This window comes from Microbacterium sp. 2216-1 (assembly GCF_046507855.1).
GTDB classification, from domain to species: Bacteria; Actinomycetota; Actinomycetes; order Actinomycetales; family Microbacteriaceae; genus Microbacterium; species Microbacterium esteraromaticum_C.
Genome location: NZ_JBKFTM010000003.1, coordinates 326,967 through 353,227 on the forward strand (window position 1 = coordinate 326,967; position 26,261 = coordinate 353,227).

The window sequence follows — 26,261 nt, forward strand, 5'->3', positions numbered from 1 at the left end:
CCACCGCGGATGCCGCGTGCCGCTCAGGCGACGCGTCGAATCATCAACACCAGGATCGCCGACGACCCGATGAGGGCGGCGCCCACGAGGAACAGTGCCGGGTACCCCAGCCCCGAGGCGATGAGTGACGACGCGATCACCGGCCCGAGCACATGCGCGGCGGTGTTCGAGATGTTGAGGATTCCCATGTCCTTGGCAGCGTTGTCGGGGTTCGGAAGCACTTCGGTCATCAGCGCGGTGTCCACGGCCTGATACGCCCCGTAGGCGACGCTCGCGGCGGCGACGAATCCCAGCAGCACGGGCACCTGGGCGACGAACGCCATCGGGATCATGGCCGCCGCGAGCAGCACCGATGCCCCCGCCACGATGATCCGCCGCCTTCCCAGGCGATCCGAGATCGGGCCGGCCAGCGCGGCGCTGGTCGCGCCGAGCGCCAGTTGGATGAGCCCGAAGGTCGCGATCAGCGCCCCCGCGGTGACCGGGTCGGCGCCGATGTAGTCGGTGAGGATGTACAGCTGGTACATCGTGACGGCGTACATTCCCGTCATCATCATCAGTCGCGATGTCAGCGCGAGCAGGAAGTCGCGGTCGCGCGGGATCGTCAACGAACGGGCGAAGGCCCAAGCGCGGCGCAGCCCCGAGGATGCCCGAGGCGAGGATTCGGAACGGGTGTCGCGCGTCATCAGTGCGATGACCAGCGCTGCCAGTACCCAGATCCACGGCACCGCAGCCAGCGCGGTGCGCGCATGCTCGATGAGCAGGCCACCCACGACAGCCCCCAACCCCTGGCCCGCCAGCGCACCGAAGGCGACCGCCGACGATGCCGCTCCCCGGCGTTTCGCAGGCACGCGGTCAGGGACGATCGCGACCAGTGGCGCCAGGAACGCGTTCAGTGCCGCTTGGAACACCAGATACCCCGCCGCGATCGACGGGAGATCTGTGCTCGACGCCGCGATTCCGAGCCCCAGCGCTCCTATGATGGCCCCACCGATGATCCACGGGCGCCGGCGCCCCCACCGCCACCGGGTGCGGTCCGAGGCCGCGCCGAAGACGATGTTGGACAGCAGTGCGACCACAGCGGCGATCGCTGTGATCAGGCCGTACGCAGCGACCTTCTGGCTCTCATCGATGTCGGCGATGATCGCCGGCACGAGCACGCCGGAGACGCCCGCGGTGAGCATCCACGTCGCATGTGTCACGGCGAGCAACGGCAAGAGCCGGCGTTGCATCGTCTCGGGGGCTCGTGCGTCACGCGGCTGCTCGATCGTAGTCATGGCGTTGTCCAGTAGTACTGCACTTCGGCAACGCCCGGGTAACGGATGACGGGTCGGGCCGACATCCGCCGGCATCGTCACGCCCCGAGAAGAGCGAGAGCCTCCGTCGCCCGTCACCCGCGACAGTCCCGCGAGCCAGTTCGCACGATCTGGCACAGATCCCGCGGGGCGCGAAACCTATCGTTGGCAGGATCAACAGTCGACGAGTCGCGTCGGCAGGAAGGAACGTCATAGGAATGAGCGTTCATTCGATTTCAACGGAGAGTTCAGTGCTGACAGCGGATGGCATTGGCGAGATGCTTGGCATGGCGCCGGTGCCCATCGAAGGCGGACGATACGCCCAGACATGGCGGGATGAGCTATCGACGGGGATCTACTACCTCATGACGCCGGACGATTGTTCTGGGCTTCACGCCCTTCCCGGCGTTGAGCTGTGGTCGTACCACGCCGGTGCCCCCGCGAAGATGCTGTTGCTCTACCCGGATGGACGCATCGAGGAACCGATCCTTGGTCCCGACCTGGCCGCGGGCCAGAGGCCGCAGATCCCGGTCCACCCCGGCATCATCATGGCTGCCGAGCCGCTCGGTGATTGGTCGCTGCTCGGGACCTTCATGGCACCTCCGTTCGACAACCAAGACGAGAAATTCGTCGACTTCTGCTCGAAAGCAGACCTGCTTCGCCGGTTTCCTGCAGCTCAAGAACGCATCAATCGGCTCGGACGCGCAGAGTGAACGTCGCAACTGCAGGGGAGGTCGGACCATGCACAAGGTACTGAACTGGGAGGATCTCCGGTCTGGCTCTGGGGACAAGATCGTCCCCGTGGGCCTAGCCGGCCCCATCAACTCCGATGAGCTCAGTCTCGCCCTGGTGGAGCTCACAAGCGACGGGCCTGGCGTAGAGCCGCACTTCCACCGGTCCAGCACCGAGGTCTTCCTCATCGTCGAAGGCACCGGTTTCGCCACCGTCAACGGCGAGTCGGTGCCGATCGCGGCCGGATCGATCCTTCTGATGGAACGCGACGACGTCCATTCCGTCGAAGCGACGAGCGAGAAGCTGTCTTTCTGGGCGATCAGCAGCCCGCCCTGGACTCCGGAGGACCATCACTCTGCGGAGGTCATTCCTATCTGAATAGTGCCCGCCTTCGACAGGTTGGGGGAACAAGATGACCTTCACGAAGCGTCTGACGCTCGCGAAGGTCATCTTCGCCTCCGGCGAATTTGCTTGCGACGAGAGGGAGTGATCGATCACTCCATCCGGTTCGGTTCGTCGACCTGGACCTGATCCGCGTCCTGGGCAGGACGCCCGACGCCGTTGAATACAAGGTTGAGCACGACCGCCACGATCGCGGTGATGACAACCCCGCTGTCGAAGACGAGCCTGAGAGCCTCGGGGAGAAGATCGAAGAAGCCAGGGACGGCAGGGATGAATCCCACTCCGATGCTGATCGCGACCACGATCATATTCCGGTCCTTGGTGAGATCGACCCGGGAGAGGATCTGGATTCCGAGCGCAGTGATGATCCCGAACAGCGCAAGTAGAGCGGCACCTACCGCCGGGGCAGGCAGCACGGCGGCCAGAGCGCCAATCTTGGGGAAGAAGCTCGCGATGATCATCAGCCCACCGGCGACGGCGACGACCCAACGGCTCTTCACGTTGCTTGCGCGCACCAGCCCGATGTTTCCGTTGAAGGTCGTCGGCGGCACGGAGTTGAAGACGCCGCCCAGCACCGATGCCAGCCCCTCCGCGAGAATGCCACCGCGTACTTCCTTGTCTGTCGGAGGGCGGCCGAGGACCTCGCCGATCGCGAAGTAGCTGGACACGCACTCCACGCCGATGACAATCACAGCGACGGTCATTGCGAGGATCGCGCTGAGGTTGAACGTCGGCCACCCGAAATGGAACGGCAGGGTCACACCGAACCAGCTCGCTTCTGCCACGCTGCTGAAATCAACAGCGCCGAGCAGCACTCCGACGAATCCTCCAACGAGAAGGCCGACCAGGATCACCATGCTCTTGAGCAGACCCTTGCCGAAGCGGTAGATCAGCAGGATCGTCAGGATCGTCGCGCCCGCGATGGCCATGTTCGTTGCGCTGCCGAACGTCTCGGCGCCCGGATCACCGCCGCCCATGAGGCGGATCGTAATCGGCAGCAGCGAGAGCCCGACCATCGCGATGACAGAACCGGTGACGACGGGAGGGAAGATCCGCAGCATCTTCCCGTACAGAGGTGCGAGGGCCATCAGTACCAGGCCAGCGACGATGGCCGCACCGAAGACGGCGAGCAGTCCGGTCGTCCCGCCACCGCCGGTGGTGCCGATGGCGATGGTGGGCCCGATCACCACTGCGGATCCTCCGAGGACGAGGGGCTTGCGGATTCCGATCTTCCACACCCCAGCGGACTGGACGATGGTGGCGATGCCGCCGACAAGGACCGTTGCCCCGATGAACACGATGGTGTCCTCCGAGCTGAGCCCGATGCCGGTGGCAATGATGACGGGGAGCACGACAGCCGTCGCATAGAACGTCAGCAGGTGCTGCAGACCGAGGAGGGTCAATCTCCCTGCGGACAGGATTTCGTTGACCTCCGCGTCGATGTCGGTGGTTGTCGGGTGTGCGGCATCGCGCACCGTGGAACGCAGAATCATGATCGTCTCTGACCTTTGATGGAGGGGCGGGTGGACGCCGTCACGGCGCGACAACGTCCACCATGTGTCGATGTGTGGATGCTGCCCGTTGCTACGCCTGAACCCAGCGGGGAGCCTCCCCGGCCGGGATCTCGTGGAAGTCGGGCAGGCCACGCAGGGCATTCTCTGCACCACCAGGGGTGTAGACCGCAAGGATGCGGAGTGGCCTCCAGCCTCGATTGAAGGTGGAGTGCACCGTACCCCGGGGTACGTTCACGGCGTCGCCGGCGACGACCCGGAAGCTCGGGTGGTCGCCGACTGTCTGCTCTCCCACGCCGTCGATGATGTAGAGGATCTCGTCGGCATCGTCGTGAGTGTGTGCCGCGTGCCCGTGACCGGGGTTGATTATCACTTCGCCGACGGTGCTGGCGGCGCCGGGGACACTGTCGGGCGTCACATGCCAGGTGATGGCACCCCAATCGAACTGCCAAGTGGGGAGGGTGTCAGGGTCACGATGGTCGATCACAGACATCGGTGTCTCCGTTTCTTTCATGGATCGGACTACTAGCGGGAGAAGGTGAGGTTCTTGAAGCTCTCGGTCTGAGCAGCAATGGCACGCTCGGTGGGAAGCCGCTCGATCGACGAGGCTCCGAAGAAGCCGACGACGCCATGCGTGCGCTCAAGTACGTACTGCACATCGTCAGGCTCGGCGATGGGTCCGCCATGACAGAGCACCAGGATGTCCGGGTTGATCTTCACCGCGGCATCCCGCATCTGCTGGATGCGGTCGACGCAATCGTCGAGGGTGAGGGCCGTGTGAGCCCCGATCGATCCGCTGGTGGTGAGGCCCATGTGCGGGACCAGGATGTCTGCGCCCGCTTCGGTCATCGCTCTCGCCTGGTCCACATCGAACACGTAGGGTGCAGTGAGGAGCCCGCGGCGGCTGGCGGCAGCGATCATCTCGACTTCGAGGTCGTACCCCATGCCGGTCTCCTCGAGGTTCTGCCGGAAGACCCCGTCGATAAGCCCGACCGTGGGGAAGTTCTGAACACCGACGAACCCCGCCTCCGCGAGCTGGTCGAGGAATGGACCCATGAGCCGAAACGGGTCAGTGCCGTTGACACCCGCGAGGACGGGGGTTCGCTCCACGACGGGGAGGACTTCTCGTCCCATTTCCTGGACGATGGAGTTCGCATCGCCATAGGCCAGCATCCCGGCGAGGGAACCGCGGCCGGCCATCCGGTAGCGCCCGGAGTTGTAGATGATGAGCAGGTCGATGCCGCCCTGCTCTGCTGCCTTGGCCGACAGCCCGGTTCCGGCGCCGCCCCCGACGATCGGTCTGCCGGACTCGATCGAGTTGCGTAGGCGGGTGAGTGCTTCGTGCTTGTTCATGAGTTCCTCTGATGACGTACTGTGGTTCGGGTCACGAGCTCTGGATGAGCCGGTGAAGGGCATCGGCGGCTGCCCGACCGAAGCCGGGATCGTTGATCGCGGATTCCCTCTCGATGACGACGACGTCCGTGCCGCCAAGGGCTGTTTTCAGCGCGGTGATGCAGGCGGCGTCGGCAACGGGGTCGTCGAACTTCTGCCCTGCGACATCGAGAGCGGAGAACCCCCGCAGCGGAACATGCACCTCGACCGGAGCCTTGGCGCTCGCGAGCTTGGTGCCGATACGGCGACCGAGGTCGGTGTTCTCCTCCGCGGTGGTCCGCATGAGGGTGATCGTCGGGTTGTGCAGAACGAAGCTTCGCTGACCGTACTTCTCCGGCACTGTGTCGAAGGGCCCGAAATTGCACATGTCCAGTGCTCCCAGACTCACGATCTGAGGCACTCCCGCTCGCCCCGTCGCCTCGAGACGATCCGGGCCGGCACTGAGGACCCCGCCGAGGAGATCATCGACGAGCTCGGTCGTGGTCAGGTCCAGCACACCGTCGATGAGCCCATCCGTCACCAGCGCTTCCATTGCTCTTCCTCCGGCGCCTGTGGCGTGGAACACGAGAACCTCGTAGCCGAGCTCCAAGAGTCGCGCGCGGGCTTCATCCACCGCGGGGGTCGTGACACCGAACATGGTCGCTGCGACGACCGGCGCGTCCGCACTCGCCTCCTCCGCTACCACGGACCTCTGCGTGGCATAGCTGGACGCCATCCCGCCGATGGCCGCCACAGCATTGCGCAGCACACCGCGGGACACGCGATTGATCCCTGCGACGTCAACCACCGACGGCATCAGCGTGACGTCCTTCACACCGACGTAAGGCGTCACATCACCGGACACCATCGTCGAGACGAGAAGCTTCGGGAAGCCCACCGGAAGAGCCTGCATCGCAGTGGCGGCAACCGATGATCCCGACGACCCGCCGATCCCGAGGATGCCGTGAATCGAGCCCTCGCGATACAGCTCGCGAAGGATCTTCGCGGCGCCGGTGCCCATCGTGCCCATGGCGTCACCGCGGTCTGCGGCTGCGCGCAGCGCGGCCAGCGTTGAGCCTCCTGCGCGCGCGACGCTCTCCGATCGGACCTGGACACGTGGCGGTGAATCCGAGAATGTTCCGACGTCGACGAGGACGACGTCATGTCCGAGATGCTCCAGATTCGTGCGCACCCACTCGCACTCCTCGAGCTTGGTGTCGAGCGTTCCCACCAGGACTACTGTGGCCATTATGCTGATCCTTCACGTGACAGGCTTGATCGCTATAAGCAGTTGATTCATTGTTCAGCCACTGGTCCGTCTGAAACGGACCAGTTTGAAGCAACTGGCCCGCTTGCGTTGCCTGATGGAGGATCGATGAGCTCGTCATCGTTGACACCGGCCGAGCTCACTCGCCTCCTTGGCGACTGGTCTGCCTACACCGGAACGCTGTCCCAGCAGGTCGCCGCCGCGATCTCTGAGGTCATCTTGAGCGCCGCGATCCCTACCGGTGCACGACTTCCGTCACAACGTTCCCTGGCTGAGACTTTGGGGGTCGCCCGCGGTACTGTCAGCGACGCGTTCGACCAACTGGCGCTGTCCGGACTGGTGGACCTGAATCCAGGCGCCCGTGCGCGCGTTCGCGGCAGTGCGACAGCAGCGCGGACAACGGCCCGACTGGACTCATTCTCCGATCGCACAAACCTCATCGACCTGTCCTCTGGCGCGCTGCCAGGGCTCGACGAGGTCACAACGGCCTTCCAAACCCTCGATCCTGACTCGTTGCGCAGCCTCGTGCGCGGTGACGGGTACGAGCCTCACGGACTGCTCGCGCTACGAGAAGCCATCGCCGCTGATCTCAGCGCCAGAGGGACGACAACAGCCCCTGACGACCTCCTCATCACCTCAGGCGCCCAGCAAGCCGTTTGGCTTTGCGCACAGATGCTCACCGCGGCCGGCGACGTCGCGGTAATGGAGGAACCCACCTACCGCGGAGCCATAGAGGCCTTCGGAAACCTCGGCGCACGACTGATCGGCGTACCCGTGACCTCCGCCGGCGTTGATGTCGATCACCTCATCCACCTCGTGAAACGGATGCGTCCGCGCGTCGTCTACCTACAACCAACTGCCCACAACCCCACTGGGGTCACGATGTCACTGGCGTCGCGGAGAGCTCTGGTTGCTGCGCTCCAAGACGCTGAGACAACCGTCATCGAAGACACGAGCACAGCCGACCTTCTCTTCGAGGCATCTGCTCCGCCCACACTCACCAGGCTCCTCCATGGTTCCACCCGCGTCCTCATGATCGGAACAGTCTCGAAACTGTGGTGGGGCGGGCTTCGTGTCGGCTGGATCAAGGGCGAGCGGGGACTGCTGCGCCACCTCGCGGAGTTGCGTAAAGGCATCGATCTCTCGGGCTCTCCGGTCGATCAAATGGTGGCGTCGCGACTCATACCGTTGTCAAGTGAAGCCCGAGCAAAGCGGCGGGAGTCACTGGCCGCGGGGCGTGATGCGTTGCTGAGGGCCTTGCGCGCTGAATTGCCCACCTGGAGCTACTTCACCCCATCTGGAGGAACCGGGCTTTGGGTTGACACGCATGTCGACTCGGTCCGACTCACCCGGGTGGCTCGTGATCTCGGAGTCCGCGTGGTTCCCGGCCCGTCGTTCTCTGTGACGAGCGGGATGCGCACCTACGTCCGACTGCCGTTCGGCGGTTCAGAAGAGACGATCTGGTCCGCGACGGAGGCCCTTGCCACGGCGTTCAACGCCGTACAGCGGAACGACGCCTGATCTCCCCCGACGCCCCTCAACGATGGCCCAGCGCACAGTTGCCGCGTCACACGTCAACACCCCAGACAACAAAAAAGTCCTGAGCCGCGACTAGTTCGTAAACTATGTCGCGACTCAGGACAAGTGGCGGTGACGGTGGGATTTGAACCCACGGTAGGGGTTACCTACACAACATTTCGAGTGTTGCACCTTCGGCCGCTCGGACACGTCACCGTCGACCAGCTTACGACATCACATCCCCAACGCGAAATCGGCGCCTCAGAGCGGCGCGACCGGCAGTTCGACGGGGTCCCGCAGACTTCTTCCCATCACGAGATCGGCCACGAAGGGGATCCCCATCAGGCCGAGCACCGTGTTGCGCGTGTACAGCTGCATCCGATTGCGCGGCGCGAACGCCGCCCCCAGCCCGAGCGCGGCATCCTGCTTCTTGCGCACCAGCCCGGCAAGACTCGCCTGCATCGCCGCGAACGCATCGCCGCGCTCCCCCGGAGACGTGTGAAGGCCGGCCCGGCGCAGCTCGACGGCCAGCACGTACGCCTCGACCATCGCCAGAGCCGCGCCCTGCCCGGCGAGCAACGATGGACACGCGGCGGCGTCGCCGATCAGCCCGATCCGACCACGCGACCAGGACGGCATCCTGATCTGGCTCGCGCGATCCATGTAGAACGTTCGCGCCTGTGGCATCCGATCCAATACCGCCCGGGCTTCTCCGCGCATGCCGCCGATCCGCGACCGCAGCAGTTCCTGCTGAGCATCGACCTCGCCGGGCAGATCGCCGTCGTGCCGGAACATGAAGCAGAACATCGTCGAACCATCACGCAACGCAATCCGCAGCATCTGCGCACCCACCTCGGTGTGCGTGACCGCGACGAGCTCATCCCGCGGCAGATAGCCATCGACGTCGAACGCGGCAACCACGATCCCGAGGTACCGTTCGTAGTCACTCTCCGGCCCGAAGGTGAGCGCGCGCACCCTCGAATGCAATCCGTCCGCACCGATCACGAGATCGAAGCTCCGCGTCGCACCGCCGTTGAACCGCACGTGCACGCGATCACCGTCATCGTCGAGCGTCTCCACCGTGTCATCGAAGATCGTCTCGACGTCGCCGTTCAGGGCGTCGAAAACCGCCCGCGACAGATCGGAGCGTCCGATCGTGACGTACCGTCCGCGCGCCGCGTCGATCAACCGGATCGGGTCGAGATGCGAGATGCGCCGGCCCCGGGCATCCACCTCCCGCAACTCCCGAAAACGGTACCCCTCCGCCAGCAGCCGCGGCACGATGCCCATCCGCTCGGCGACATCGTAGCCCGCACCCCAGAAGTCGACCACGTAGCCGCCTTCTCGCAGCCGCGGAGCGCGCTCGACGAGCGTCGGAACGAAGCCGAAGCGCTTCAACCAGTAAGCGAGCGTCGGCCCCGCGATGCCCGCGCCAACGATGAGAACGTCCATGGCCCCTCTCGATTCGGCTCTCGCCGCCCACGCTACTGCGCCGCCGACCCGTGCGGCACCCCCGTTGTCCACACGGATCCGCGGCGATAGAACGTGACATACCACTGCATCTCGCCTAGATTTGAGGGCATGCCCGATGTCATCGCCGATCTCTCCCTGGTGAGCGCCCGCCTGCTCGAAGACCGCGTCAGCATGGCCGACGCGGTCGCCGCGATCCAGCAGACGCTGCGCGACGGTTTCGACCCGGAGGATGACCTCGCCCGGCAGATCCTCGACGTGCCGAACGGCCAACTGCTGCTCATGCCCGCCGCCGCGGGCGGCGCCGTCGGCCAGAAGTTCGCCACGGTCGCCCCCGGCAACCCCGCCCGAGGGCTGGAGCGCATCCAAGCCCTCTACATCCTCGTCGACGGCACCACCCTCGCGCCCACCGCCATCATCGACGGCACCGCCCTGACCAGCCTGCGCACCCCCGCCGTCTCGGCTGCCTGCGCCGACGTCGTCGCGACGGCCGAGGCCGCCGACGCCGTCATCATCGGCACCGGCCCCCAGGCGATCCGACACGTCGAGGCGCTCGCGACCATACGGCCGCTGAGATCGGTACGTATCGTCGGCCGCGACGACGCACGCACAGCATCCGCCGTCGATGCCTCCCGCGCGTACGCACCGAGCGCCGACATGCGCGCCGGCACACTCGACGACATCGCCAGCGCCGACCTCATCGTGTGCGCCACGTCGGCACCGACGCCCCTGTTCGACGCCGACCTCGTCCGCGACGACGCCACGGTCATCGCGATCGGGTCGCACGAACCCGACCGCGCCGAACTCGCTCCCGCGCTGATGGCCCGCGCGCAGGTGATCGTCGAGAGCCGCCGCGTCGCGCGAAGCGAGGCGGGCGACGTGATCGTCGCTGTCGACGCCGGGATGCTGCATCACGACGACCTGGTGACGATGCACGAGCTGTTCACCGGCGCCGTCGCACCGGCCACCGACCGCCCGCGCGTCATCAAGACATGCGGCATGGGCTGGCAGGACCTCGCGGTCGCCCGCCTGGCCGTCTGAACGCCCTCCACTTGCACAGGAGCTCCACCATGCACTGGACCACCGACGATTGGCACACCGCCGGCGAGCCGTTCCGCATCGTCGAAGACGTACCGACGCACGGCACCACCGTCGCCGAGCGCCGCATCGCGGCGATCGACGGCGACGCCGATCAGGTGCGCCGTTTCCTGTGCCTGGAGCCCCGTGGCCACGACGACATGTACGGAGGCTTCATCACCCCGCCCGATGACGACGGCGCCGACTTCGGTGTGCTGTTCTGGCACAAGGACGGCTTCTCAACGGCGTGCGGCCACGGAACCATCGCACTGGGAGCCTGGGCCGTGCGCACCGGGCGGGTGGCCTCCGACCCCGACGGCGTCACCGCCGTGACGATCGACGTGCCCAGCGGGCGCGTGCAGGCGCTCGTCCGGCAGACCGGCGGACGCATCGACGACATCGTCTTCCGCAACGTCGAGTCGCGAGTCCTGACCCGCGGGATCGCACTGACGACCTCCCGTGGAGACGTCGAGGTAGACCTCGTCTTCGTCGGCGCGGTCTACGCGACCCTCCCCGCCGCAGCGGTCGGGCTCGACGTCACCCCGGCGCACACGACCGACCTCATCGCCATCGGCCGTGAGATCAAATGGGCGCTCAACGAGCATCCCGCCGCGGAGCTCTCCGATTCCCGCCTCTCGGGCGTGTACGGCACCATCCTGTTCGACGATCTCGGGCGCACCGAGCACGGCCCCCACCAGCGCAACGTCACCGTCTTCGCCGACGGCGAGGTCGACCGCAGCCCGTGCGGTTCCGGCACCGCGTCGCGCGTGGCGCTGCTGGCTGCCACCGGCGAGCTGCGCGAGGGCGAGACCCTGACCCACGACTCGATCATCGGCACACGGTTCCACGCCCGCATCGCCGAACGCACTCCGAACGGTGTCATCCCCGAAGTGCGCGGAAACGCCTCCCGCATCGGCTCGTGCCGCTTCGAACTCGACGCCGACGATCCCCTTCCCTCCGGCTTCAGCCTGCGCTGACCGCCAAGGCCGACCCCCACGGTCGACACTCACGACAGGAGCACCCATGCCCGCAGCATCCCTCTCGATCTTCGGCGCCCACGTCTGGCACGGCGACGGCTTCACACTCCGCGATGTGCACATCGTCGACGGCCGCATCTCTGAGACCGGTACGCCGGATGCGACACGCATCGATGCCACCGGGCAGTGGCTCATCCCCGGCCTCATCGACGCCCACTTCCACGCCTACGCCACGAGCATGGACGGCCTCGAGAACGAGCGCGGCCCCCTCAGCTACACCGCGATCAACGGTGCCCGGCGCCTCACCCGCGCACTGCAGCGCGGCTTCACCACGGTCCGCGATGTCGCAGGCGGCGACATCGGACTGGCGCAGGCGATCGACGCCGAGCTGTTCCCGTCACCGCGCTATCACTTCACCGGCCCCGCCCTCAGTCAGACCGGCGGCCACGGCGACCCACGATCGGCGCACATCGACGTCTGCTTCTCGCACGGCCACATGTGCGAGGTCGTCGACGGGGTCGACAACCTGCGCGTCGCCGTGCGCGAGCGTCTGCGCACCGGCGCGCACGCGATCAAGGTGATGGCCTCGGGCGGCGTGTTCTCGCTCACCGATCCCATCCGCATCCCGCAGTACTCCGAGGACGAACTGCGTGCGGTGGTCGACGAGGCCACCCGGCGCGGCAGCTACGTCTGCGCGCACGCCTACTCGTCCGAGGCCGTCCAGCACGCGATCACCGCCGGTGTCCGATCGATCGAGCACGGCAACCTCATCGACGAGCAGACCGCCAAGCTGATGGCGCAGGCGGGAGCCTTCCTCGTGCCGACCCTCGCCGCCTACGACGCCATGGACCGCCGTGGCGCCGACATCGGGCTCAACGCCATCTCGTTGCAGAAGAACTCCGAGGTGCTCGCCAAGGGGCAGCACGCCGTGCGACTGGCCCATGCCGCCGGTGTGCGCGTCGGCTTCGGAACCGACCTCATGGGCGACCTCGAAGACGACCAGCTCGCGGGCATCCGCCTGCAGGTCGAGGCCGGCTCCGCCGCAGACACCCTGCGTTCGATGACGACCGTCAACGCTGAGCTCATCGGCGATCCGGCGCTCGGTCACCTCGGTGCCGGGGCATACGGAGACGCGGTGCTGCTGGCATCCGATCCCCTCACCGACCCGTCTGCGCTGTGGCGTCAAGACTCGCGCGTCGCGGTGATCCGGGCCGGCACCCCGGCAGACCTCTCGGCCTGATCGAATCCCCCCTGCTCGAAGCACCCTGATCGGACCGCCGACACCCCGACCTATCGCCGAGACCCCGTGCTGCAGACGTCTGCAGCACGGGGTCTCGGCGCGATGTGGGGGTCTCGGCGAAAGGCGACGTGGGGATCTCGCGAAGGAGCACGCGCGGGGCACGCGCGGAGCCCGCACGCGCGGAGCACGCACGCGCGGGCCGTCGGGGCTCAGCCGGCGAACGATCCCCAGGTCGTCGACAGTCCGGCTGCGCTGCGCTGCTGCGGCACACCCCACGGGTTGTCGTCGCGCAGCGGCGCCGGCAGCAGCGCCTGCGGGGCGTTCTGATAGGCGACGCCACGAAGGAAACGCCCGATAGCGGCCGTACCGACGCTGGTGGCGTCGGTGGTGGTCGCAGGGTAGGGGCCGCCGTGCTGCATCGCCGGCGTCACCGACACACCGGTGGGCCAGCCGCCGAACAGCACGCGACCGCTGGTCTCGACGAGCGCGTCGACGAGGGCCGACAGCGAGCCGTCCTCGAGCTCGTCCGTACGGGCGTGCACGGTCGAGGTGAGGTTGCCGGGGAACAGTCCGGCATGCAGTGCGGGCAGCGTCGACAGGTCGGAGTAGCGCACGATCACCGACAGCGGGCCGAATGACTCCTCCAGCAGCGCATCGCCGGCCGCGACGAGAGCATCGACGTCGACGGTCACGACGGTCGGGGTCGCGTAGGTCTGTCCGTCGTCGTCGGTGCGGGTCTCGCCCGCCGAGAGCACGGTCACGCCGTCGGCTTCGAGCACATCCGCCCGCCGCTGCGCGAACGTGCGGCCGATGCCCGGGTTGAGCAGGCGGTGCTCGTCGACGGATGCCGCTGACTCGGTCACCGCACTCAGATCGGCCCCCTCGGGCACGAACAGGAAGCCCGGCTTGGTGCACAACTGCCCGGCCGACCCCGACACCGAGGCGACGAAGGCCTGCAGCAGCTCATCATCGGCGTAGGTGGCGTACACGGGGTTGACGCTGCCGAGCTCGCCGTAGAACGGGATCGGCACAGTACGCGAGGCGGCGATGTCGGCGAGCATCCTTCCGACACCCGTCGACCCCGTGAACGCGCCGGCACGGATGCGCTCATCCCGAAGCAGCGCGACGCCGTTCTCTTGCCCCGCGATCAGCTGGAACACCCCGTCGGGCATCCCAGCCCCGCGCAGTGCGTCGGCGACGACCTCTGCGGTGCGGCGGGAGAGCTCCGGATGCCCGGAGTGCGCCTTGACCACGACGGGGCATCCCGCGGCGAGCGCGGCCGCCGTGTCTCCCCCGGCGACGGAGAACGCGAACGGGAAGTTCGAGGCGGCGAAGTTCAGCACCGGGCCGAGCGGTTCCCGCATGCGCCGCACGTCGGGCCGCGGGCCGATCACGTAGTCCGGGTCGGCCTCATCGATGCGCACGTCGAGATACCCGCCGTCGACGACCGTGTCGGCGAACAGCCGCAGCTGCCAGGAGGTGCGGCGCAGCTCGCCGGTGAGGCGGGCCTGCGCCAGGCCGGTCTCGCGCATCGCGATGGCGATGAGTTCCGGGCCGGCCGCGTCGAGGGCATCCGCCACCGCGACGAGCGCGCCGCCGCGCTCACGAGGAGTGGTGCGGGCAAACGGGCGGGCGGCGGCCGCCGCCGCCGCGGCGACCTGTTCGATACCGGTCTCGGTCATGGATTCCTCCGTCATGTCTCAGAACACGAACCCCTCGGGGAACGGATCGTTCTCGTCGAGCAGATACTGGCCGAGCCCGGTGACCCAGGCGCGTCCGGTGATGGTGGGCACGATCGCGGCACGGTCGCCGACCGTGGTCTCGCCGACGATCCGGCCGGTGAACGCGGTACCGATGAACGATTCGTTCACGAACGGCGCGCCCGGTGCCAGCTCGCCACGGGCATGCAGTTCGGCCATGCGCGCGCTCGTGCCGGTGCCGCAGGGCGAACGGTCGAACCACCCGGGGTGGATCGCCATGGCATGACGCGAGCGGACGGCATCCGACCCCGGGGCGATGAACTCGACGTGATGCACGTGATCCGCTCCCTCCAGCACCGGGTGCACCGGGGGTGCCTGGGTGTTGATGGCGTCCATGATCTTCAGTCCGGCCTGCAGGATCTCGTCCTGCTGGGCACGGTCGAACCGCAACCCCACCTCGTCGAGGTCGACCAGGGCGTAGTAGTTGCCGCCGAAGGCGACCGAGTAGGTGATCTCTCCGATGCCGGGCACCGTGAGGCGCTCATCGAGTCGGTCGACGAAGCTCGGCACGTTCTCGATGGTCACATCGACCGCGCGTCCGTTCTCGACGCGCACACGCGCGATGACCAGTCCGGCCGGGACGTCCAGTCGGATCTCGGTGACCGGCTCGGTCACCTCGACCATGCCGGTCTCGACGAGCACCGTGGCCGCACCGATCGTGCCGTGACCGCACATCGGCAGAAAACCCGACGCCTCGATGAAGACGATCCCCCAGTCGGCGTCCTCGCGGGCGGGCGGCTGCAGCAGCACGCCCGACATCGCGGCATGTCCACGGGGCTCGTTCATGAGAAACCCGCGCAACCCGTCGAGATGCTCCATGGCGTACAGACGCCGGTCGTTCATCGTCGCGCCGGGAATACGCCCGACCCCGCCGGTGACGACCCGTGTCGGCATCCCCTCGGTGTGGGAGTCGACGGCCTGGATGGTGCGGCGTGCGCGCATCAGTTTCCTCCTGACGGTTCTGTGTCGAGGGTGCCGGCGCCGTTCGACAGGCCGGCGAGTTCACCGATCCGCACGGACGACAGCACGGGGCGATGTTCGAATCCCGCGCCGACGGTGCTTCCCGCCGCTCCGGTGATGTCGTCGACGTTGCGGCCGCAGGTGCGGGCCTGGCAGGCGCCGAGCCCGGCACGCGTCGCGAGCCGCATGCCGCGTGACGATGTTGCGGCGTACTCGTCGATGACGTTCCGGCGCACCGATTCGCAGCGGCAGATGATCGTGTCGTCGTCGAGCCAGGCCGTCCACCCGGCGCGGATGCCGTGCACCTCGAGCCGCGCGGCGAACGCGTGCATCCGCCGACGGGCCGCGACCGCACCTTTCAGACGCGGATCGTCCGATGCGGCGCCTGCGGCCGCGAGCCCCGCGATCTCCCCCTCGGCGAGCGCCGCATCCGCTCCGCCGATACCGGTGACCTCACCGGCCGCGAAGACACCGGGCACGGTCGTGCGCTGCTCGGCATCGACGGTGACGAAACGATCCGGGCTGATCGCGCAGCCGAACTGGATCGCCGTCTCCAGACGGGGCGTGAAGCCGTGGCCGAGACCCACCGAGTCGCACTCGACCGTGCGCTCGGTGCCCGCGATCGGCCGCCACTGCGTGTCGATGCGCTGCACGGTGACGGCTTCGACAGCATCCGCCCCATGAATGCGCGTGACCGCGCTTCCGAACCGGTACGGCGTGCGATGACGGGCGAGGGATGCCACATAGCCGCCGAGTTCGCCGGCCTTGCCGGCTGCGGCGGTGAGTTGCCAGGCCTTCGTACCCCAGCCCCGCAGGATCGCTCCGAACCCCGCCGCCTCGACGACCTCGGCGACCCGCCCGCCCTGCAGCGCGACGCTCTGCGCGACCGGCAACAGGAACGGACCGGCACCGGCGACGACGGTGCTCTCCCCCGGTGCCAGTGCGTCACGTTTCGCCAGCGCCTGGATGGCACCGGCCGACGTCACACCGGGCAGCGTCCAACCCGGCACGGGCAGCACGCGGTCGTGCGCGCCGGTGGCGACGACGACGGCATCCGCCGCCAGGGTCTCCGCTGTGCGGCCCGTGGCATCCGCCGGTCCGACGAGCACATGCACGCGCAGCGGATCGTCCTCGACGCGCCAGACGCTCGCAGACGACACCGTGCGTACCGTCGAGAGAGACTCGCGCAGACGACCGAACCGACCCAGCTGGTGCTGCAGACGGGGGTCGGTGAGATCAGGGTGATGCCGCCAGAACTGACCACCGACGCGCTCGCCCTCATCGACCAGCACGACGTCCGCGCCGGCCGTGGCGGCGGATGCGGCCGCCGCGAGGCCCGCGGGCCCGGCACCGATCACGACGACACGATTCATGCCCTGCCCTCTCGTTCGATCACGTCGCCGTCCACCGCCGTGCGCTGGCAGGCACGCACGCCCTCGACACCGTTGACGGTGAGCACACAGTCCTGGCACACACCGATCCCGCAGAAGATGCCGCGCCGGCCGTCGTGCGCGTCGCGCCACGTGCGCTGTCCGTTGCCGAGCAGCACACCGGCGATCGTCTGTCCGTCGCGTCCCGACAGCTCAACTCCGTCGACTCGGATGCTGATGCTCATCACGCGTCCCTCCCCGGGCATTCAGATCGGATGCCGGTGCTCATGCGGCCGCTCCCCGCAGTGCACTCCGCGAGGGCAGGAACGGAGCGGGATCCAACGGCGCCGCCACACCGAGCACGGCGTGAGCGATCAGGGCGCCGGTGGTCGGGGCGAGACCGATGCCTGCCCCCTCGTGTCCCGCCGCGTGGAACAGGCCCGACACCTGCGCATCGGCTCCGATCGCCGGCAGATGATCGGGCGTGTACGGTCGGAACCCGTAGTACGTGCGCAGCAGCATCGTGTCGCGCAGGAACGGGAACAGCCGTGATGCCTTCGCGGCGATCTCGGCCAGCGGGGCCAGCAGTCCCGCGCCGGAGAAACCGACCCGTTCGCGACTCGAACCGATCAGCACCGTACCCGCCGGAGTGGACTCGACGACGGTGGAGGTCTGCAGAGCCGCGTCGGCCGACCCGACGGCTCCGACGTAGTCGGCGTCGTACACCTTGTGGAAGACGCGCTGCGGCATCGGCGTCGTCACGAGGATCGTCCCGCGTCGCGGTCTGATGTCGAGGTCGGCGCCGAACAGCGCGGCGACCTCGCCCGCCCACGGTCCGGCGCAGTTCACCACCGCGTCCGCGTCGATGCGACCCTCGGTGGTGAGCACGCCGTGCGCGCGCCCGGCGTGCATGACGGCGCCGGTGACCTCGGCGATCCGCAGGTGCGCGCCGAGATGCCGCGCACGCGCCAGCATCGCCTGGGTTGCGAGACTGGGTTGCACTTGCGCGTCGTCGGCGTAGTGCACGCCGACGGCGAGATCCGGGGCAAGGTGCGGTTCGGCGGCCCGCAGCGCACTCCGGTCGAGCACCTCGGCCCGGATGCCGATACCGTGCTGCGCCTCGGCGAAGCTCCCGAGTGCCTCTACCCCACCGGCGAATGCGACGACCACGCCGCCCTTCGCCTCGAACTCGGTCGGCGGCTGGCCGGGCAGCCGGTCGGCGTCGAGGCGCTCGGCGAGGGCCCGCCAGGCACGGTTCGCCTCGATGGCCATCAGCGCCTCGGGGCCGGGACCCTTGTCGGAGACCAGGATGTTGCCCTCGCACCTGCTGGAGGTCTCGCCGGCCACGCCGGTGCGGTCGATCACGATGACGTCGGCGCCCGCCTCCGCGAGCGCCAGGGCGCATGCCGCGCCGATGGCGCCGGCACCGATCACGATGACGCGCATGTTCACCTCTCTCCACCTCGAGTCAGTAGTGACATGTGAAATGCTACTGCATCGCGAACCTTGGCCGCGCCGTCGGCCTACGATGGAGGGCGGATCGGATGCCGGAACGGAGAACGCGATGGGATTCCTCACCTCGCCCGCCTTGGACGCGACAGGACTGGTGGTGCTCGACCGCCTCGAGCTGTCGATCGACCCCACCGAGTGGCAGGGCCTGGAATATACGGGGTGGCGGTCGTCGGGCATCACCCGCTTCGCCCCACTGGCCAGCTATTCCGGCGATCTCGAGTGCAACGGGTTCTGGAACCACACCCCGCCGCGCACCGACAAGGACGGCGTGTGGATCGCCCCGCAGGTCGCGAAGGCCCCGACGCTACAGCGCATGGCCCTCGAGCCCGGTGCGAACGTCGGCCGCTGCCGGGTGATCGAGCTGCAGCCGAACACCTACGCCGACGCGATCTACAACCTGCATCAGGATGACAACAACCGGCTGAACGCCGAGGGCACCGGCTGGGTCGTGCGCAGCTGGCTCAACCTCACCGACGACGCCGACTCGCTGTTGATCCTGCGCTCGGACCGCTTCGACCCGGCCACCGAGATCCGCCTGCCGCTATCGGCCGGGTCGCGCATCATCGTCGACACCCAGCGTTTCTGGCACGCGGTCTGGCATCAGGGCCCCGAGCCACGCTACGCGCTGATCACCTCGTGGACGTCCGGTCCTGAGCTCGACGCCTACATCGCCGCCGGCAACGGCGACCCCGCCCCGACCTCGGTCGAGCTGCCCGCCGCACTCGTGGCGGACGCGCAGACCGAGATGCACCGCCGCATCGAAGAGCGCCGCCGCGCCTTCGAGGCGCAGGGCATCGTCATGGAGCCGGTCGCCTCGCTCTACGAGTAGCGCTCAGGCCGCCGCGGCCTGAGCGCTGAGCCTCAGCTGCACGGTGCATTCCTCAGGGCGCTGCGGCGCCTGCACGCACTCCGCCTTGAGCGGTCCGCCCGCCTGGGCGAGCACGCCCTGCATGAGCCCCAGATGCACCTGGCACAGCATGGGACGGTGTTCGGGCGCGCCGGCGGCGTGCGGGCAGGGCGTGAGTTCCACCGTCAGGCGCTCCTCGTCGATGATCGGCTCGAAGCCGCTCTCTTCGAGGTGCTCAGTGAGAGCGTCGAGCTGGTACGTCGCCTCGCGGCCCAGCTCGGATCCTTCCTCGGCGAGCATCCGACGCAGCAGGTCTCCGCGCCTGGCCGCCTCGGCGACCTTCTCGCGGGCGACGGGGCTCGACGCCTCGGGCAGTCCGGTCACCGCGGTGTACAGCGTTCGCGGGCGTCCGCGGGTGGTGCGGCGCTCGATCGATTGAATGACGTAGCCGCCCTCCATCAGGCGCTGCAGGTGCTCGCGCACCGTGTTCGCGTGCAGCCCCGTGGCCTCGCACAGCTCGCCGATCGTGCGTTCCGGACGCCCCTGTTCGGAGGCGGCGACGAAGAGCAGGTGCAGAATGCGCACCCGCGAATAGCTCGAAATCGGCCCGTATGCGAGCCCCCCGTTGGCCATCTGCCCATCATTCCAGACGGCCCTGACGGTGCCCTCGCCACTGGCCGTGAATAATCACGGCCGCGCCGGGTGCGCGGCTCGCTAGGCTGGCCGCATGTCGACTGCGGCCGTCCTCACCGTCTCGGACCGCTCGGCCGCGGGCATCCGCGCCGACACGGCGGGGCCGGTCGCCGTCGCCGCGCTCCGTGAAGCCGGTTTCGACTGTGCCGACGCCTGCGTCGTCTCCGATGGGGCGGATGCCGTCGAGCAGGCCCTGCGCGGGTTCCTGGCCACGGGCATCCGATTGGTGGTGACCACGGGTGGCACCGGCGTTGCCCCGCGTGATGAGACCCCCGAGGGCACGTCACGGGTGATCGAGCGGATGCTGCCCGGTGTCGCCGAACAGCTGCGCCGCGCGGGCACCGCGGTGACACCGACCGCGATGCTGTCCCGCGGGGTCGCGGGAGTCTCGGGTCGTACGTTCATCGTCAACCTGCCGGGATCGCCGAAGGCGGTCGCCGAGGGCATGCCGATCGTGCTTTCGATCGCGCAGCACGTGCTCGATCAACTCGACGGCGAGGACCACCGATGACTGTCCGCCTCGCTCGCATGTCAGAGACGCCGCTGTCGCTCGACGAGCACGTCACCGCCGTCGAGAGCACGACAGCCGGTGCCGTCACCACCTTCGTCGGCCGGGTGCGGGACCATGACCCGGATGCCACCGATCTCGTCGTCGCGCTGGAGTACAGCGCGCACCCCGATGCTGAACAGACGCTGGCGCGCATCGCGACGGATGCAGCGAAGGGCACGGATGCCCTCGTCGCCGTCAGCCACCGCACGGGTCGCCTGGTCGTCGGCGACGCCGCCGTGGTGATCGCCGTAGCCTCGGCCCATCGAGATGAGGCGTTCGTCGTGTGCCGCGAGGTGCTCGAGGCGATCAAGCGCGACCTGCCGGTGTGGAAGAGGCAGATCGAGGCCGACGGCACGTCGGCGTGGAAGGGGCTCGGCGGGTAGCGTGCTCAGCCGCCGGCGAACGGCGGCAGCACGTCGACCATTCGCGCCCCGTCGAGCCGGTGCGCCTCCCCCACCCGCGCGCCGTCGACGAGCACGGCGCAGCGCGGCAGCAGGTCTCGCAGCGCCGGGTGGTCGGCCACCAGACGCTCCTTCAGCTCGCCGAGTGTGCGCGCATCCGTCGGCAGCGATTCGTGTCCGACCGCGTCCTGCGCGGCGGCGAACAGGCGCACGATGGTCATGCTGTCACGCCCCCTCGTCCACGGACCGGGCGTCGTCATCGGGTCGACTCCAGGCGCCGCTGCGCCCGCCCTCCTTGGCGGTGATGCGCACGTGCTCGATCGATGCCGAGCGGTCGAGCCCCTTGATCATGTCGACGACGGCGAGCGCGGCGACCGTGACGGCGGTGAGCGCCTCCATCTCGACGCCGGTGCGGTCGGCGGTTCGCACGGTGGCCTCGATCGACACGCCGTCGTCATCGACCGCCAGGTCGACCACCGCACCGTGCACGCCGATCACGTGCGCGAGCGGCAGCAGCTCGGGGGTGCGCTTGGCGGCCTGGATGCCGGCGATGCGGGCCACGGCGAGCACGTCGCCCTTGGGCACCGCGCCATCGCGCAGCAGATCGACGGTGTGCGCGGCACAGCGCACGAAGCCCCGCGCCGTCGCCGAACGCGCGGTGGGGGTCTTGTCGGTGACGTCGACCATGCGGGCGTGGCCGTGTGCGTCGAGATGGGTGAAGGTCATCGCAGCTCCATGACGTCTATGAGGTCGCCGGCGCGGACGCGCTCGGTGTCGGCGGGCACGATCGCGTACGCCTCGGCGACACCGAGGCCCACGCTGAGATGCGACCCGGATCCGCCCGCACTCGCCGGTCGCACGAGGGGCCGTGCGGGGTCGGTGCGGTCGATGACCGCGGGCAGGTACTGCCGCCGTCCGGGCGGGGTGCGCCAGGCGGCACCGGCGGGCAGACGCAGGCGCGGGCGGTGCAGGGCGGTGCGGCGCTGCATGTGCAACAGCGCGGGTCGCACGAACACCTCGAACGACACCGCTGCGCTGACCGGATTGCCGGGCAGGCCGAACAGCAGCATCCCCTGCTCGGTCGTGCCGAACCCCTGTGGCTTGCCGGGCTGCATGCCCACGCTGGTGAACTCCATCCGGTGCGCGAGGCTCTGCTTGACGATCTCGTATGCACCGGCGCTGACTCCGCCCGAGAAGACCACGGCGTCGACGCCGTGCCGCTGCGCGTCGGCGATCACATCAGCCACACCGTCGTGGTCGTCGTCAGAGATCACTCTGCGCAGTGCGACCTCTGCCCCGGCCTCGGCGGCGAGCGCGGCGAGCAGAATACCGTTCGACTCGGGGATCTGGCCGCGGTGGAGCAGTCGCCCCGGCGCGACGAGTTCGGAGCCCGTCGAGACGATGGCCAGGCGCGGGCGCGGCGACACCTCGACCGTGGCCACACCGGCGCCCGCCAACGCCCCGAGTTGTCGGGCACCCAGGTGGGCGCCCGCGGCGAGCGCGACGTCGCCCGCGGCGATGTCATCGGCGATCGATCTGATGTACGCTCCGGCCACCGGCGCTCGCAGCACCGCGGCGTGCCGCTGCGAGTCGGCGAGCCCGCCGACGGTGTCCTCGAACGGCACGATGGCATCGGCGCTGCTGGGCACCGCGGCGCCGGTCATGATCCGTGCGCATTCCCCGGCGCGCAGCTTCGGATCGTGCGCGCTTCCGGCGGGAACGTCGGCGACGACGCGGAGCGTGACGGGGTGGTCGGGTGCGGCCGCGACCACGTCGTCCCGGCGCACGGCGAAGCCGTCCATGGCCGAGTTGTCGAAGGCGGGCACGGCGCTGGCGGCGCGCGCATCGACCGCCAGCGTGAATCCGTGCGCCTGGTCGACGGCGATGCGCTGCGGCGGATGCTGCCGCACGGCCGCCAACACGAGCGCAAGCTGTTCCTCCACAGCGCGGTAGATCATGATGCCGCTCCCGATGGCGGTTGCGCAGCGCGCAGCGGTACTTCGCGCAGGGTCGCCCGCAACGCGTCGATCACCGCCACGCGTCCGATCAGCGGATCGCCGATGCCGGCGATGAGCTTGATGGCCTCCATCGCCTGAACGGCGCCGACCTGAAGACACAGCGCACCGAACACCCCGACGTCGGCACAGGCGAGCACCTCGCTGAGGTCGCCGCGCGGATGCAGGTCACCGAGGACGACCGGAGGCGTTCCCGGCGGCGGAGAGGCCCAGAAGACCGTCACCTGCGCGGTGAACTGCTGAATGGCTCCCCACACCAGCGGCACACCCAGCGTCTCGGTGGCGTCGGCGACGTCCCAGCGCGAGGCGAAGGTGTCGGTGCCGTCGACCACCACATCCGCTCCGGCCAGCAGTGCCGCACCGTTGTCGTGGGTGAGCCGTGTGCGCACGGGACGCACGACCGTCTCGGGGCAGAGGTCCGCCGCCGTCCGCACCGCGCTGTCGACCTTGGCGGCTCCGAGGTCGGCGTGTCGATGCATGACCTGGCGCTGCAGGTTCGACAGCTCGACCATGTCATCGTCGATGACCGTGAGGGTGCCGATGCCGGCGGCGGCGAGCGCGAGCACGACGGCTCCGCCCAGCCCACCCGCGCCGACGACGGCGACGTGCGCGGCCCGCAGTCGGCGCTGGCCGAGTTCGCCGAGCCCGGTGAGCACCTGATGGCGGGCGGTGCGCACGGCCTCGGCACTGCTCAGGGCGTCGACGGGTTCGACGAGAGGGGGCAGCGCCATGTTCCGAGGCTACGGTCCGGCGCCGCACCGCGCCAGTGCGCAAGACCTGGATCTGCGCGCACACGCTCCCTATGCTCGGGGCATGCCCTGCCGCCGCCTTCCCGAGCCGCTGCGGGCGGCGCGCGTGACGGGCCGCGCGCCGGTGGGCATCACCGTGCTGGCCGCTCTGCTGCTGGCGGGCTGTGCTCCGGCATCCGACACCGCGCCTCTCGACGCCGCGCCGCCGACGGCCGGCGATGCGCTCACCGGCACGGTGACCGTGTTCGCGGCGGCGTCGTTGCGCACCGCCTTCGACGAGATCGCGACCGCGTTCGAGACCCGTCACCCGCGCGTCGACGTCGTGGCCGTCTACGACGGTTCGAGCACGCTGGCGGTGCAGGTGCAGGAGGGCGCGCATGCCGATGTCTTCGCCGCGGCCGATGAGAACAGCATGCAGGTGGTCGTCGACGCCGGGCTGGCGAGTGACCCCGTGGTGTTCGCGACGAACACGCTTGTCGTGGCCGTGCCGGTCGGCAACCCGGCCGACGTGACCGCCCTGGCCGATCTCTCGCGTGCGGTCACGGTGCTGTGCGCCCCGGAGGTGCCGTGCGGAGTCGCGGCGACACGACTCCTCGACGATGCCGGAGTGTCGGTGACCCCCGCCAGCTTGGAGCAGAACGTCACCGCGGTGCTGCAGAAGGTCGCGGCCGGCGAGGCGGACGCCGGGCTGGTGTACGCCACGGATGTGCTCGGCGATGCCGCGGTCGAGAGCTTCGTTCCGGTCGGCGCGGGCGATGTCGTGAACCGCTACCCCGTCGTCGCGCTCGATGGGGCGAACACGGCCGGCGTCGCGTTCGCCGCCTTCGTGCTGGGCGACGAAGCCCAGCAGCTGCTGCAGGCCCGAGGATTCGGTGCGCCGTGAGCGCGAACACAGCACGGACCCCACAGATCGCCGGGCCCCGCGCGGATACCGGCACTGGCACGCCGTTCCTGCTCATGGCACCTGCGGCGCTCGGAATCGGTCTGCTGGTGTTCCCGTTGGTCGCGTTGACCACGCGGGCGTCCTGGTCGACGCTGTGGCACGATGTCACGTCGCCGGCCGCGCTCGACGCCCTGCGGCTGTCACTGCTGAGCGGGCTGGCTGCCACAGCACTGTGCCTGATCCTGGGGCTGCCACTCGCCCTGCTGATCGCCCGGTCGGGGCCGCGCGTCTCTGCGCTGCTGCGTGCGGTGGTCGCGGTACCGCTCGTTCTGCCGCCGATGGTGGGCGGCGTGGCGCTGCTGTTCCTGTTCGGACGCACCAGTCCACTCGGACAGGTGCTGTCGGCCTGGTTCGATCTGACGCTGCCGTTCTCGTTCGCCGCGGTCGTACTCGCGCAGGCGTTCGTCGCGCTGCCGTTCCTCGTGCTCGCCGTCGAGGGCACGCTGCGCGGTGTCGGTGGCCGCTATGAACGCGCCGCTGCGACGCTCGGGGCCGGCCCGTGGCGCGTGCTGTGGCGTGTGACCTTGCCGTTGGCCGCACCGGGAATCCTCGTCGGGGTGATCCTGTGTTTCGCTCGCGCGATCGGTGAGTTCGGCGCTACCGCGCTCTTCGCCGGCAACGCCCCGGGGGTGACACAGACGATGCCCCTGGCGATCTACACCGCGTTCAACGGGGCGGGCACCGGCCGTGAGACGGCGGTGGCACTGTCGCTGCTGCTGCTGGCGACCGCGGTGGTCGTGCTGCTGCTCGTGCGCGCCTGGCGTCCGGGGACGCTGCGGTGACCGGGGACGCTGCGGTGACCGGAGACGCTGCGGTGACCGGGTCGCGCGGGGCTCTCGACGCGCATATCGTCGTGGCGCACGCCGACGTCGACGCGAGACTGAAGGTCGCCCCCGGCGGCGTGCTGGCGGTGATGGGGCCGAGCGGCGCGGGCAAGACGACCCTGCTCGAAGCCATCGCCGGCCTCACGCGCCTCGATGCCGGCCAGGTGTCGATCGACGGGGTGCGCCTGGCCGACCGTCGCCGACACACGGCGCCGTCTCGGCGGGCCATCGGCCTGCTCGGGCAGGACGCCCTGCTCTTCCCGCACATGACCGCCGTCGAGAACATCGCGTTCGCGGCCCGGTCGACGGGGGCGTCGCGCGCCGGTTCGGTCACCGTCGCCGAGGAGTGGATGCCGCGGATCGGCCTGCCCGAGCACGGACGGCACCGCCCGGAGCACCTGTCGGGAGGTCAGCGCCAACGCGTCGCACTGGCCAGGGCGCTGGCGGCGCGCCCGCGCCTGCTGCTGCTCGACGAACCGTTCTCCTCGCTCGATGTGCAGGCCGCCGCCGAGCTGCGCGGTGTCGTGCGCGACCAGTTGCGCGGTACGACGACGATCGTCGTCTCTCATACGCTGGCTGACGCCCAGGCTCTCGCCGATGAACTGCTGATCCTCGAGAACGGCCGCATCACCCAACGGGGCCCGCTCGACGAGGTGCTCGGGTCGCCGGCATCCGCCTTCGCCGAGGCCGTCGCAGAGACGGCGGCGCACTGACGCTCCGAGCCGCGCGGCACCTGCTCTGGCCCTTGCGCGGCGCACGGGCTACTGTCGCCATATCGAA

At 69.0% G+C, this 26,261-nt stretch carries 28 protein-coding genes and 1 tRNA gene; 12 read left to right on the forward strand and 17 right to left on the reverse strand.

Annotated elements, in window-relative coordinates:
* Nucleotides 1–23: 23 nt before the first annotated feature.
* Complete coding sequence (locus tag ACLD0U_RS11650) at nucleotides 24–1,274, reverse strand: MFS transporter (RefSeq protein ID WP_410340703.1); 1,251 nt, start codon at nucleotides 1,272–1,274, stop codon at nucleotides 24–26.
* A 236-nt stretch (nucleotides 1,275–1,510) separates the two neighbouring features.
* Between ACLD0U_RS11650 and ACLD0U_RS11655 the strand changes: the two genes are divergently transcribed.
* Entirely contained in the window at nucleotides 1,511–2,005 is a 495-nt protein-coding gene (locus ACLD0U_RS11655) for a cupin domain-containing protein (RefSeq protein ID WP_410340704.1), read from the forward strand.
* Between the two features lie 28 nt (nucleotides 2,006–2,033).
* Entirely contained in the window at nucleotides 2,034–2,402 is a 369-nt protein-coding gene (locus ACLD0U_RS11660) for a cupin domain-containing protein (RefSeq protein WP_410340705.1), read from the forward strand.
* 116 nt (nucleotides 2,403–2,518) lie between these two features.
* Here ACLD0U_RS11660 and ACLD0U_RS11665 read toward each other — a convergent pair whose 3' ends face one another.
* From ACLD0U_RS11665 to ACLD0U_RS11680, 4 genes are all read right to left on the reverse strand, one after another.
* Complete coding sequence (locus ACLD0U_RS11665; RefSeq protein WP_410340706.1) at nucleotides 2,519–3,919, reverse strand: nucleobase:cation symporter-2 family protein; 1,401 nt, start codon at nucleotides 3,917–3,919, stop codon at nucleotides 2,519–2,521.
* Nucleotides 3,920–4,010: 91 nt separating this feature from the next.
* Nucleotides 4,011–4,430: a cupin domain-containing protein gene (locus ACLD0U_RS11670; RefSeq protein ID WP_410340707.1), complete on the reverse strand. Its 420-nt coding sequence runs from the start codon at nucleotides 4,428–4,430 to the stop codon at nucleotides 4,011–4,013.
* Between the two features lie 32 nt (nucleotides 4,431–4,462).
* Nucleotides 4,463–5,290 carry a phosphoenolpyruvate hydrolase family protein gene (locus tag ACLD0U_RS11675; protein WP_410340708.1) on the reverse strand — a complete coding sequence of 276 codons (828 nt, stop codon included), beginning with the start codon at nucleotides 5,288–5,290 and terminating at the stop codon, nucleotides 4,463–4,465.
* A gap of 31 nt (nucleotides 5,291–5,321) precedes the next feature.
* A complete protein-coding gene (locus tag ACLD0U_RS11680) occupies nucleotides 5,322–6,557 on the reverse strand; it encodes a Tm-1-like ATP-binding domain-containing protein (RefSeq protein WP_410340709.1) in 1,236 nt (411 codons plus the stop codon).
* Nucleotides 6,558–6,683: 126 nt separating this feature from the next.
* Between ACLD0U_RS11680 and ACLD0U_RS11685 the strand changes: the two genes are divergently transcribed.
* Nucleotides 6,684–8,096, forward strand: coding sequence for a PLP-dependent aminotransferase family protein (locus ACLD0U_RS11685; RefSeq protein WP_410340710.1), 1,413 nt, complete (start codon nucleotides 6,684–6,686; stop codon nucleotides 8,094–8,096).
* Nucleotides 8,097–8,220: 124 nt separating this feature from the next.
* Here ACLD0U_RS11685 and ACLD0U_RS11690 read toward each other — a convergent pair.
* Together ACLD0U_RS11690 and ACLD0U_RS11695 are read right to left on the reverse strand one after the other, a co-directional pair.
* Nucleotides 8,221–8,309, reverse strand: a tRNA-Ser gene (locus ACLD0U_RS11690).
* 45 nt (nucleotides 8,310–8,354) lie between these two features.
* Nucleotides 8,355–9,545: an FAD-binding domain gene (locus ACLD0U_RS11695; RefSeq protein ID WP_410340711.1), complete on the reverse strand. Its 1,191-nt coding sequence runs from the start codon at nucleotides 9,543–9,545 to the stop codon at nucleotides 8,355–8,357.
* A gap of 129 nt (nucleotides 9,546–9,674) precedes the next feature.
* Between ACLD0U_RS11695 and ACLD0U_RS11700 the strand changes: the two genes are divergently transcribed.
* Genes ACLD0U_RS11700 through ACLD0U_RS11710 form a run of 3 tightly spaced genes read left to right on the forward strand, consistent with a single transcriptional unit; the run spans nucleotide 9,675 to nucleotide 12,857 of the window.
* Entirely contained in the window at nucleotides 9,675–10,604 is a 930-nt protein-coding gene (locus ACLD0U_RS11700) for an ornithine cyclodeaminase family protein (protein ID WP_410340712.1), read from the forward strand.
* A 29-nt stretch (nucleotides 10,605–10,633) separates the two neighbouring features.
* Nucleotides 10,634–11,617 carry a proline racemase family protein gene (locus ACLD0U_RS11705; protein ID WP_410340713.1) on the forward strand — a complete coding sequence of 328 codons (984 nt, stop codon included), beginning with the start codon at nucleotides 10,634–10,636 and terminating at the stop codon, nucleotides 11,615–11,617.
* A 46-nt stretch (nucleotides 11,618–11,663) separates the two neighbouring features.
* Nucleotides 11,664–12,857 (forward strand): amidohydrolase family protein, encoded by a 1,194-nt coding sequence (locus ACLD0U_RS11710; protein ID WP_410340714.1) that lies wholly within the window; start codon nucleotides 11,664–11,666, stop codon nucleotides 12,855–12,857.
* A gap of 209 nt (nucleotides 12,858–13,066) precedes the next feature.
* Here ACLD0U_RS11710 and ACLD0U_RS11715 read toward each other — a convergent pair whose 3' ends face one another.
* From ACLD0U_RS11715 to ACLD0U_RS11735, 5 genes are read right to left on the reverse strand one after another with little or no spacing between them, the layout of a single operon-like run.
* Complete coding sequence (locus tag ACLD0U_RS11715; RefSeq protein ID WP_410340715.1) at nucleotides 13,067–14,539, reverse strand: aldehyde dehydrogenase (NADP(+)); 1,473 nt, start codon at nucleotides 14,537–14,539, stop codon at nucleotides 13,067–13,069.
* Nucleotides 14,540–14,557: 18 nt separating this feature from the next.
* The gene (locus ACLD0U_RS11720) at nucleotides 14,558–15,559 is read right to left on the reverse strand and encodes a proline racemase family protein (RefSeq protein WP_410340716.1); all 1,002 of its coding nucleotides are present in this window, start codon (nucleotides 15,557–15,559) and stop codon (nucleotides 14,558–14,560) included.
* Complete coding sequence (locus ACLD0U_RS11725) at nucleotides 15,559–16,950, reverse strand: FAD-dependent oxidoreductase (protein ID WP_410340717.1); 1,392 nt, start codon at nucleotides 16,948–16,950, stop codon at nucleotides 15,559–15,561. The genes ACLD0U_RS11720 and ACLD0U_RS11725 overlap by 1 nt, the downstream gene beginning before the upstream one ends.
* Nucleotides 16,947–17,192, reverse strand: a complete 246-nt coding sequence (locus ACLD0U_RS11730; RefSeq protein ID WP_206821792.1) for a (2Fe-2S)-binding protein — start codon at nucleotides 17,190–17,192, stop codon at nucleotides 16,947–16,949. The genes ACLD0U_RS11725 and ACLD0U_RS11730 overlap by 4 nt, the downstream gene beginning before the upstream one ends.
* A 40-nt stretch (nucleotides 17,193–17,232) precedes the next feature.
* Nucleotides 17,233–18,393 (reverse strand): NAD(P)/FAD-dependent oxidoreductase, encoded by a 1,161-nt coding sequence (locus ACLD0U_RS11735; RefSeq protein WP_410340718.1) that lies wholly within the window; start codon nucleotides 18,391–18,393, stop codon nucleotides 17,233–17,235.
* 118 nt (nucleotides 18,394–18,511) lie between these two features.
* Between ACLD0U_RS11735 and ACLD0U_RS11740 the strand changes: the two genes are divergently transcribed.
* The gene (locus ACLD0U_RS11740; protein WP_410340719.1) at nucleotides 18,512–19,288 is read left to right on the forward strand and encodes a hypothetical protein; all 777 of its coding nucleotides are present in this window, start codon (nucleotides 18,512–18,514) and stop codon (nucleotides 19,286–19,288) included.
* Between the two features lie 3 nt (nucleotides 19,289–19,291).
* Here ACLD0U_RS11740 and ACLD0U_RS11745 read toward each other — a convergent pair whose 3' ends face one another.
* Entirely contained in the window at nucleotides 19,292–19,939 is a 648-nt protein-coding gene (locus ACLD0U_RS11745) for an ArsR family transcriptional regulator (protein WP_206824898.1), read from the reverse strand.
* Between the two features lie 94 nt (nucleotides 19,940–20,033).
* Here ACLD0U_RS11745 and ACLD0U_RS11750 point away from each other — a divergent pair, with 94 nt between their 5' ends.
* Together ACLD0U_RS11750 and ACLD0U_RS11755 are read left to right on the forward strand one after the other, a co-directional pair.
* Nucleotides 20,034–20,510 (forward strand): molybdenum cofactor biosynthesis protein B, encoded by a 477-nt coding sequence (locus tag ACLD0U_RS11750; protein ID WP_410340720.1) that lies wholly within the window; start codon nucleotides 20,034–20,036, stop codon nucleotides 20,508–20,510.
* Nucleotides 20,507–20,932: a molybdenum cofactor biosynthesis protein MoaE gene (locus ACLD0U_RS11755; RefSeq protein WP_410340721.1), complete on the forward strand. Its 426-nt coding sequence runs from the start codon at nucleotides 20,507–20,509 to the stop codon at nucleotides 20,930–20,932. The genes ACLD0U_RS11750 and ACLD0U_RS11755 overlap by 4 nt, the downstream gene beginning before the upstream one ends.
* Before the next feature lie 5 nt (nucleotides 20,933–20,937).
* Here the strand turns inward: ACLD0U_RS11755 and ACLD0U_RS11760 are convergent, their stop codons facing one another.
* From ACLD0U_RS11760 to ACLD0U_RS11775, 4 genes are read right to left on the reverse strand one after another with little or no spacing between them, the layout of a single operon-like run.
* Nucleotides 20,938–21,171 (reverse strand): MoaD/ThiS family protein, encoded by a 234-nt coding sequence (locus ACLD0U_RS11760; RefSeq protein ID WP_410340722.1) that lies wholly within the window; start codon nucleotides 21,169–21,171, stop codon nucleotides 20,938–20,940.
* A gap of 4 nt (nucleotides 21,172–21,175) precedes the next feature.
* Nucleotides 21,176–21,676, reverse strand: coding sequence for a cyclic pyranopterin monophosphate synthase MoaC (gene moaC / locus ACLD0U_RS11765; RefSeq protein ID WP_179409932.1), 501 nt, complete (start codon nucleotides 21,674–21,676; stop codon nucleotides 21,176–21,178).
* Complete coding sequence (glp, locus tag ACLD0U_RS11770; RefSeq protein ID WP_410340723.1) at nucleotides 21,673–22,908, reverse strand: gephyrin-like molybdotransferase Glp; 1,236 nt, start codon at nucleotides 22,906–22,908, stop codon at nucleotides 21,673–21,675. The genes moaC and glp overlap by 4 nt, the downstream gene beginning before the upstream one ends.
* Complete coding sequence (locus ACLD0U_RS11775) at nucleotides 22,905–23,696, reverse strand: HesA/MoeB/ThiF family protein (RefSeq protein WP_179409930.1); 792 nt, start codon at nucleotides 23,694–23,696, stop codon at nucleotides 22,905–22,907. Before ACLD0U_RS11775 ends, glp begins: the two co-directional genes overlap by 4 nt.
* An 82-nt stretch (nucleotides 23,697–23,778) precedes the next feature.
* On the opposite strand from ACLD0U_RS11775, the gene modA reads away from it, so the two are divergent.
* From modA to ACLD0U_RS11790, 3 genes are all read left to right on the forward strand, one after another.
* Complete coding sequence (modA, locus tag ACLD0U_RS11780) at nucleotides 23,779–24,597, forward strand: molybdate ABC transporter substrate-binding protein (protein ID WP_410340724.1); 819 nt, start codon at nucleotides 23,779–23,781, stop codon at nucleotides 24,595–24,597.
* 74 nt (nucleotides 24,598–24,671) lie between these two features.
* Nucleotides 24,672–25,439, forward strand: coding sequence for an ABC transporter permease (locus ACLD0U_RS11785; RefSeq protein WP_410340741.1), 768 nt, complete (start codon nucleotides 24,672–24,674; stop codon nucleotides 25,437–25,439).
* Nucleotides 25,436–26,194 (forward strand): ATP-binding cassette domain-containing protein, encoded by a 759-nt coding sequence (locus tag ACLD0U_RS11790; protein ID WP_410340725.1) that lies wholly within the window; start codon nucleotides 25,436–25,438, stop codon nucleotides 26,192–26,194. The genes ACLD0U_RS11785 and ACLD0U_RS11790 overlap by 4 nt, the downstream gene beginning before the upstream one ends.
* Nucleotides 26,195–26,261: the final 67 nt, after the last annotated feature.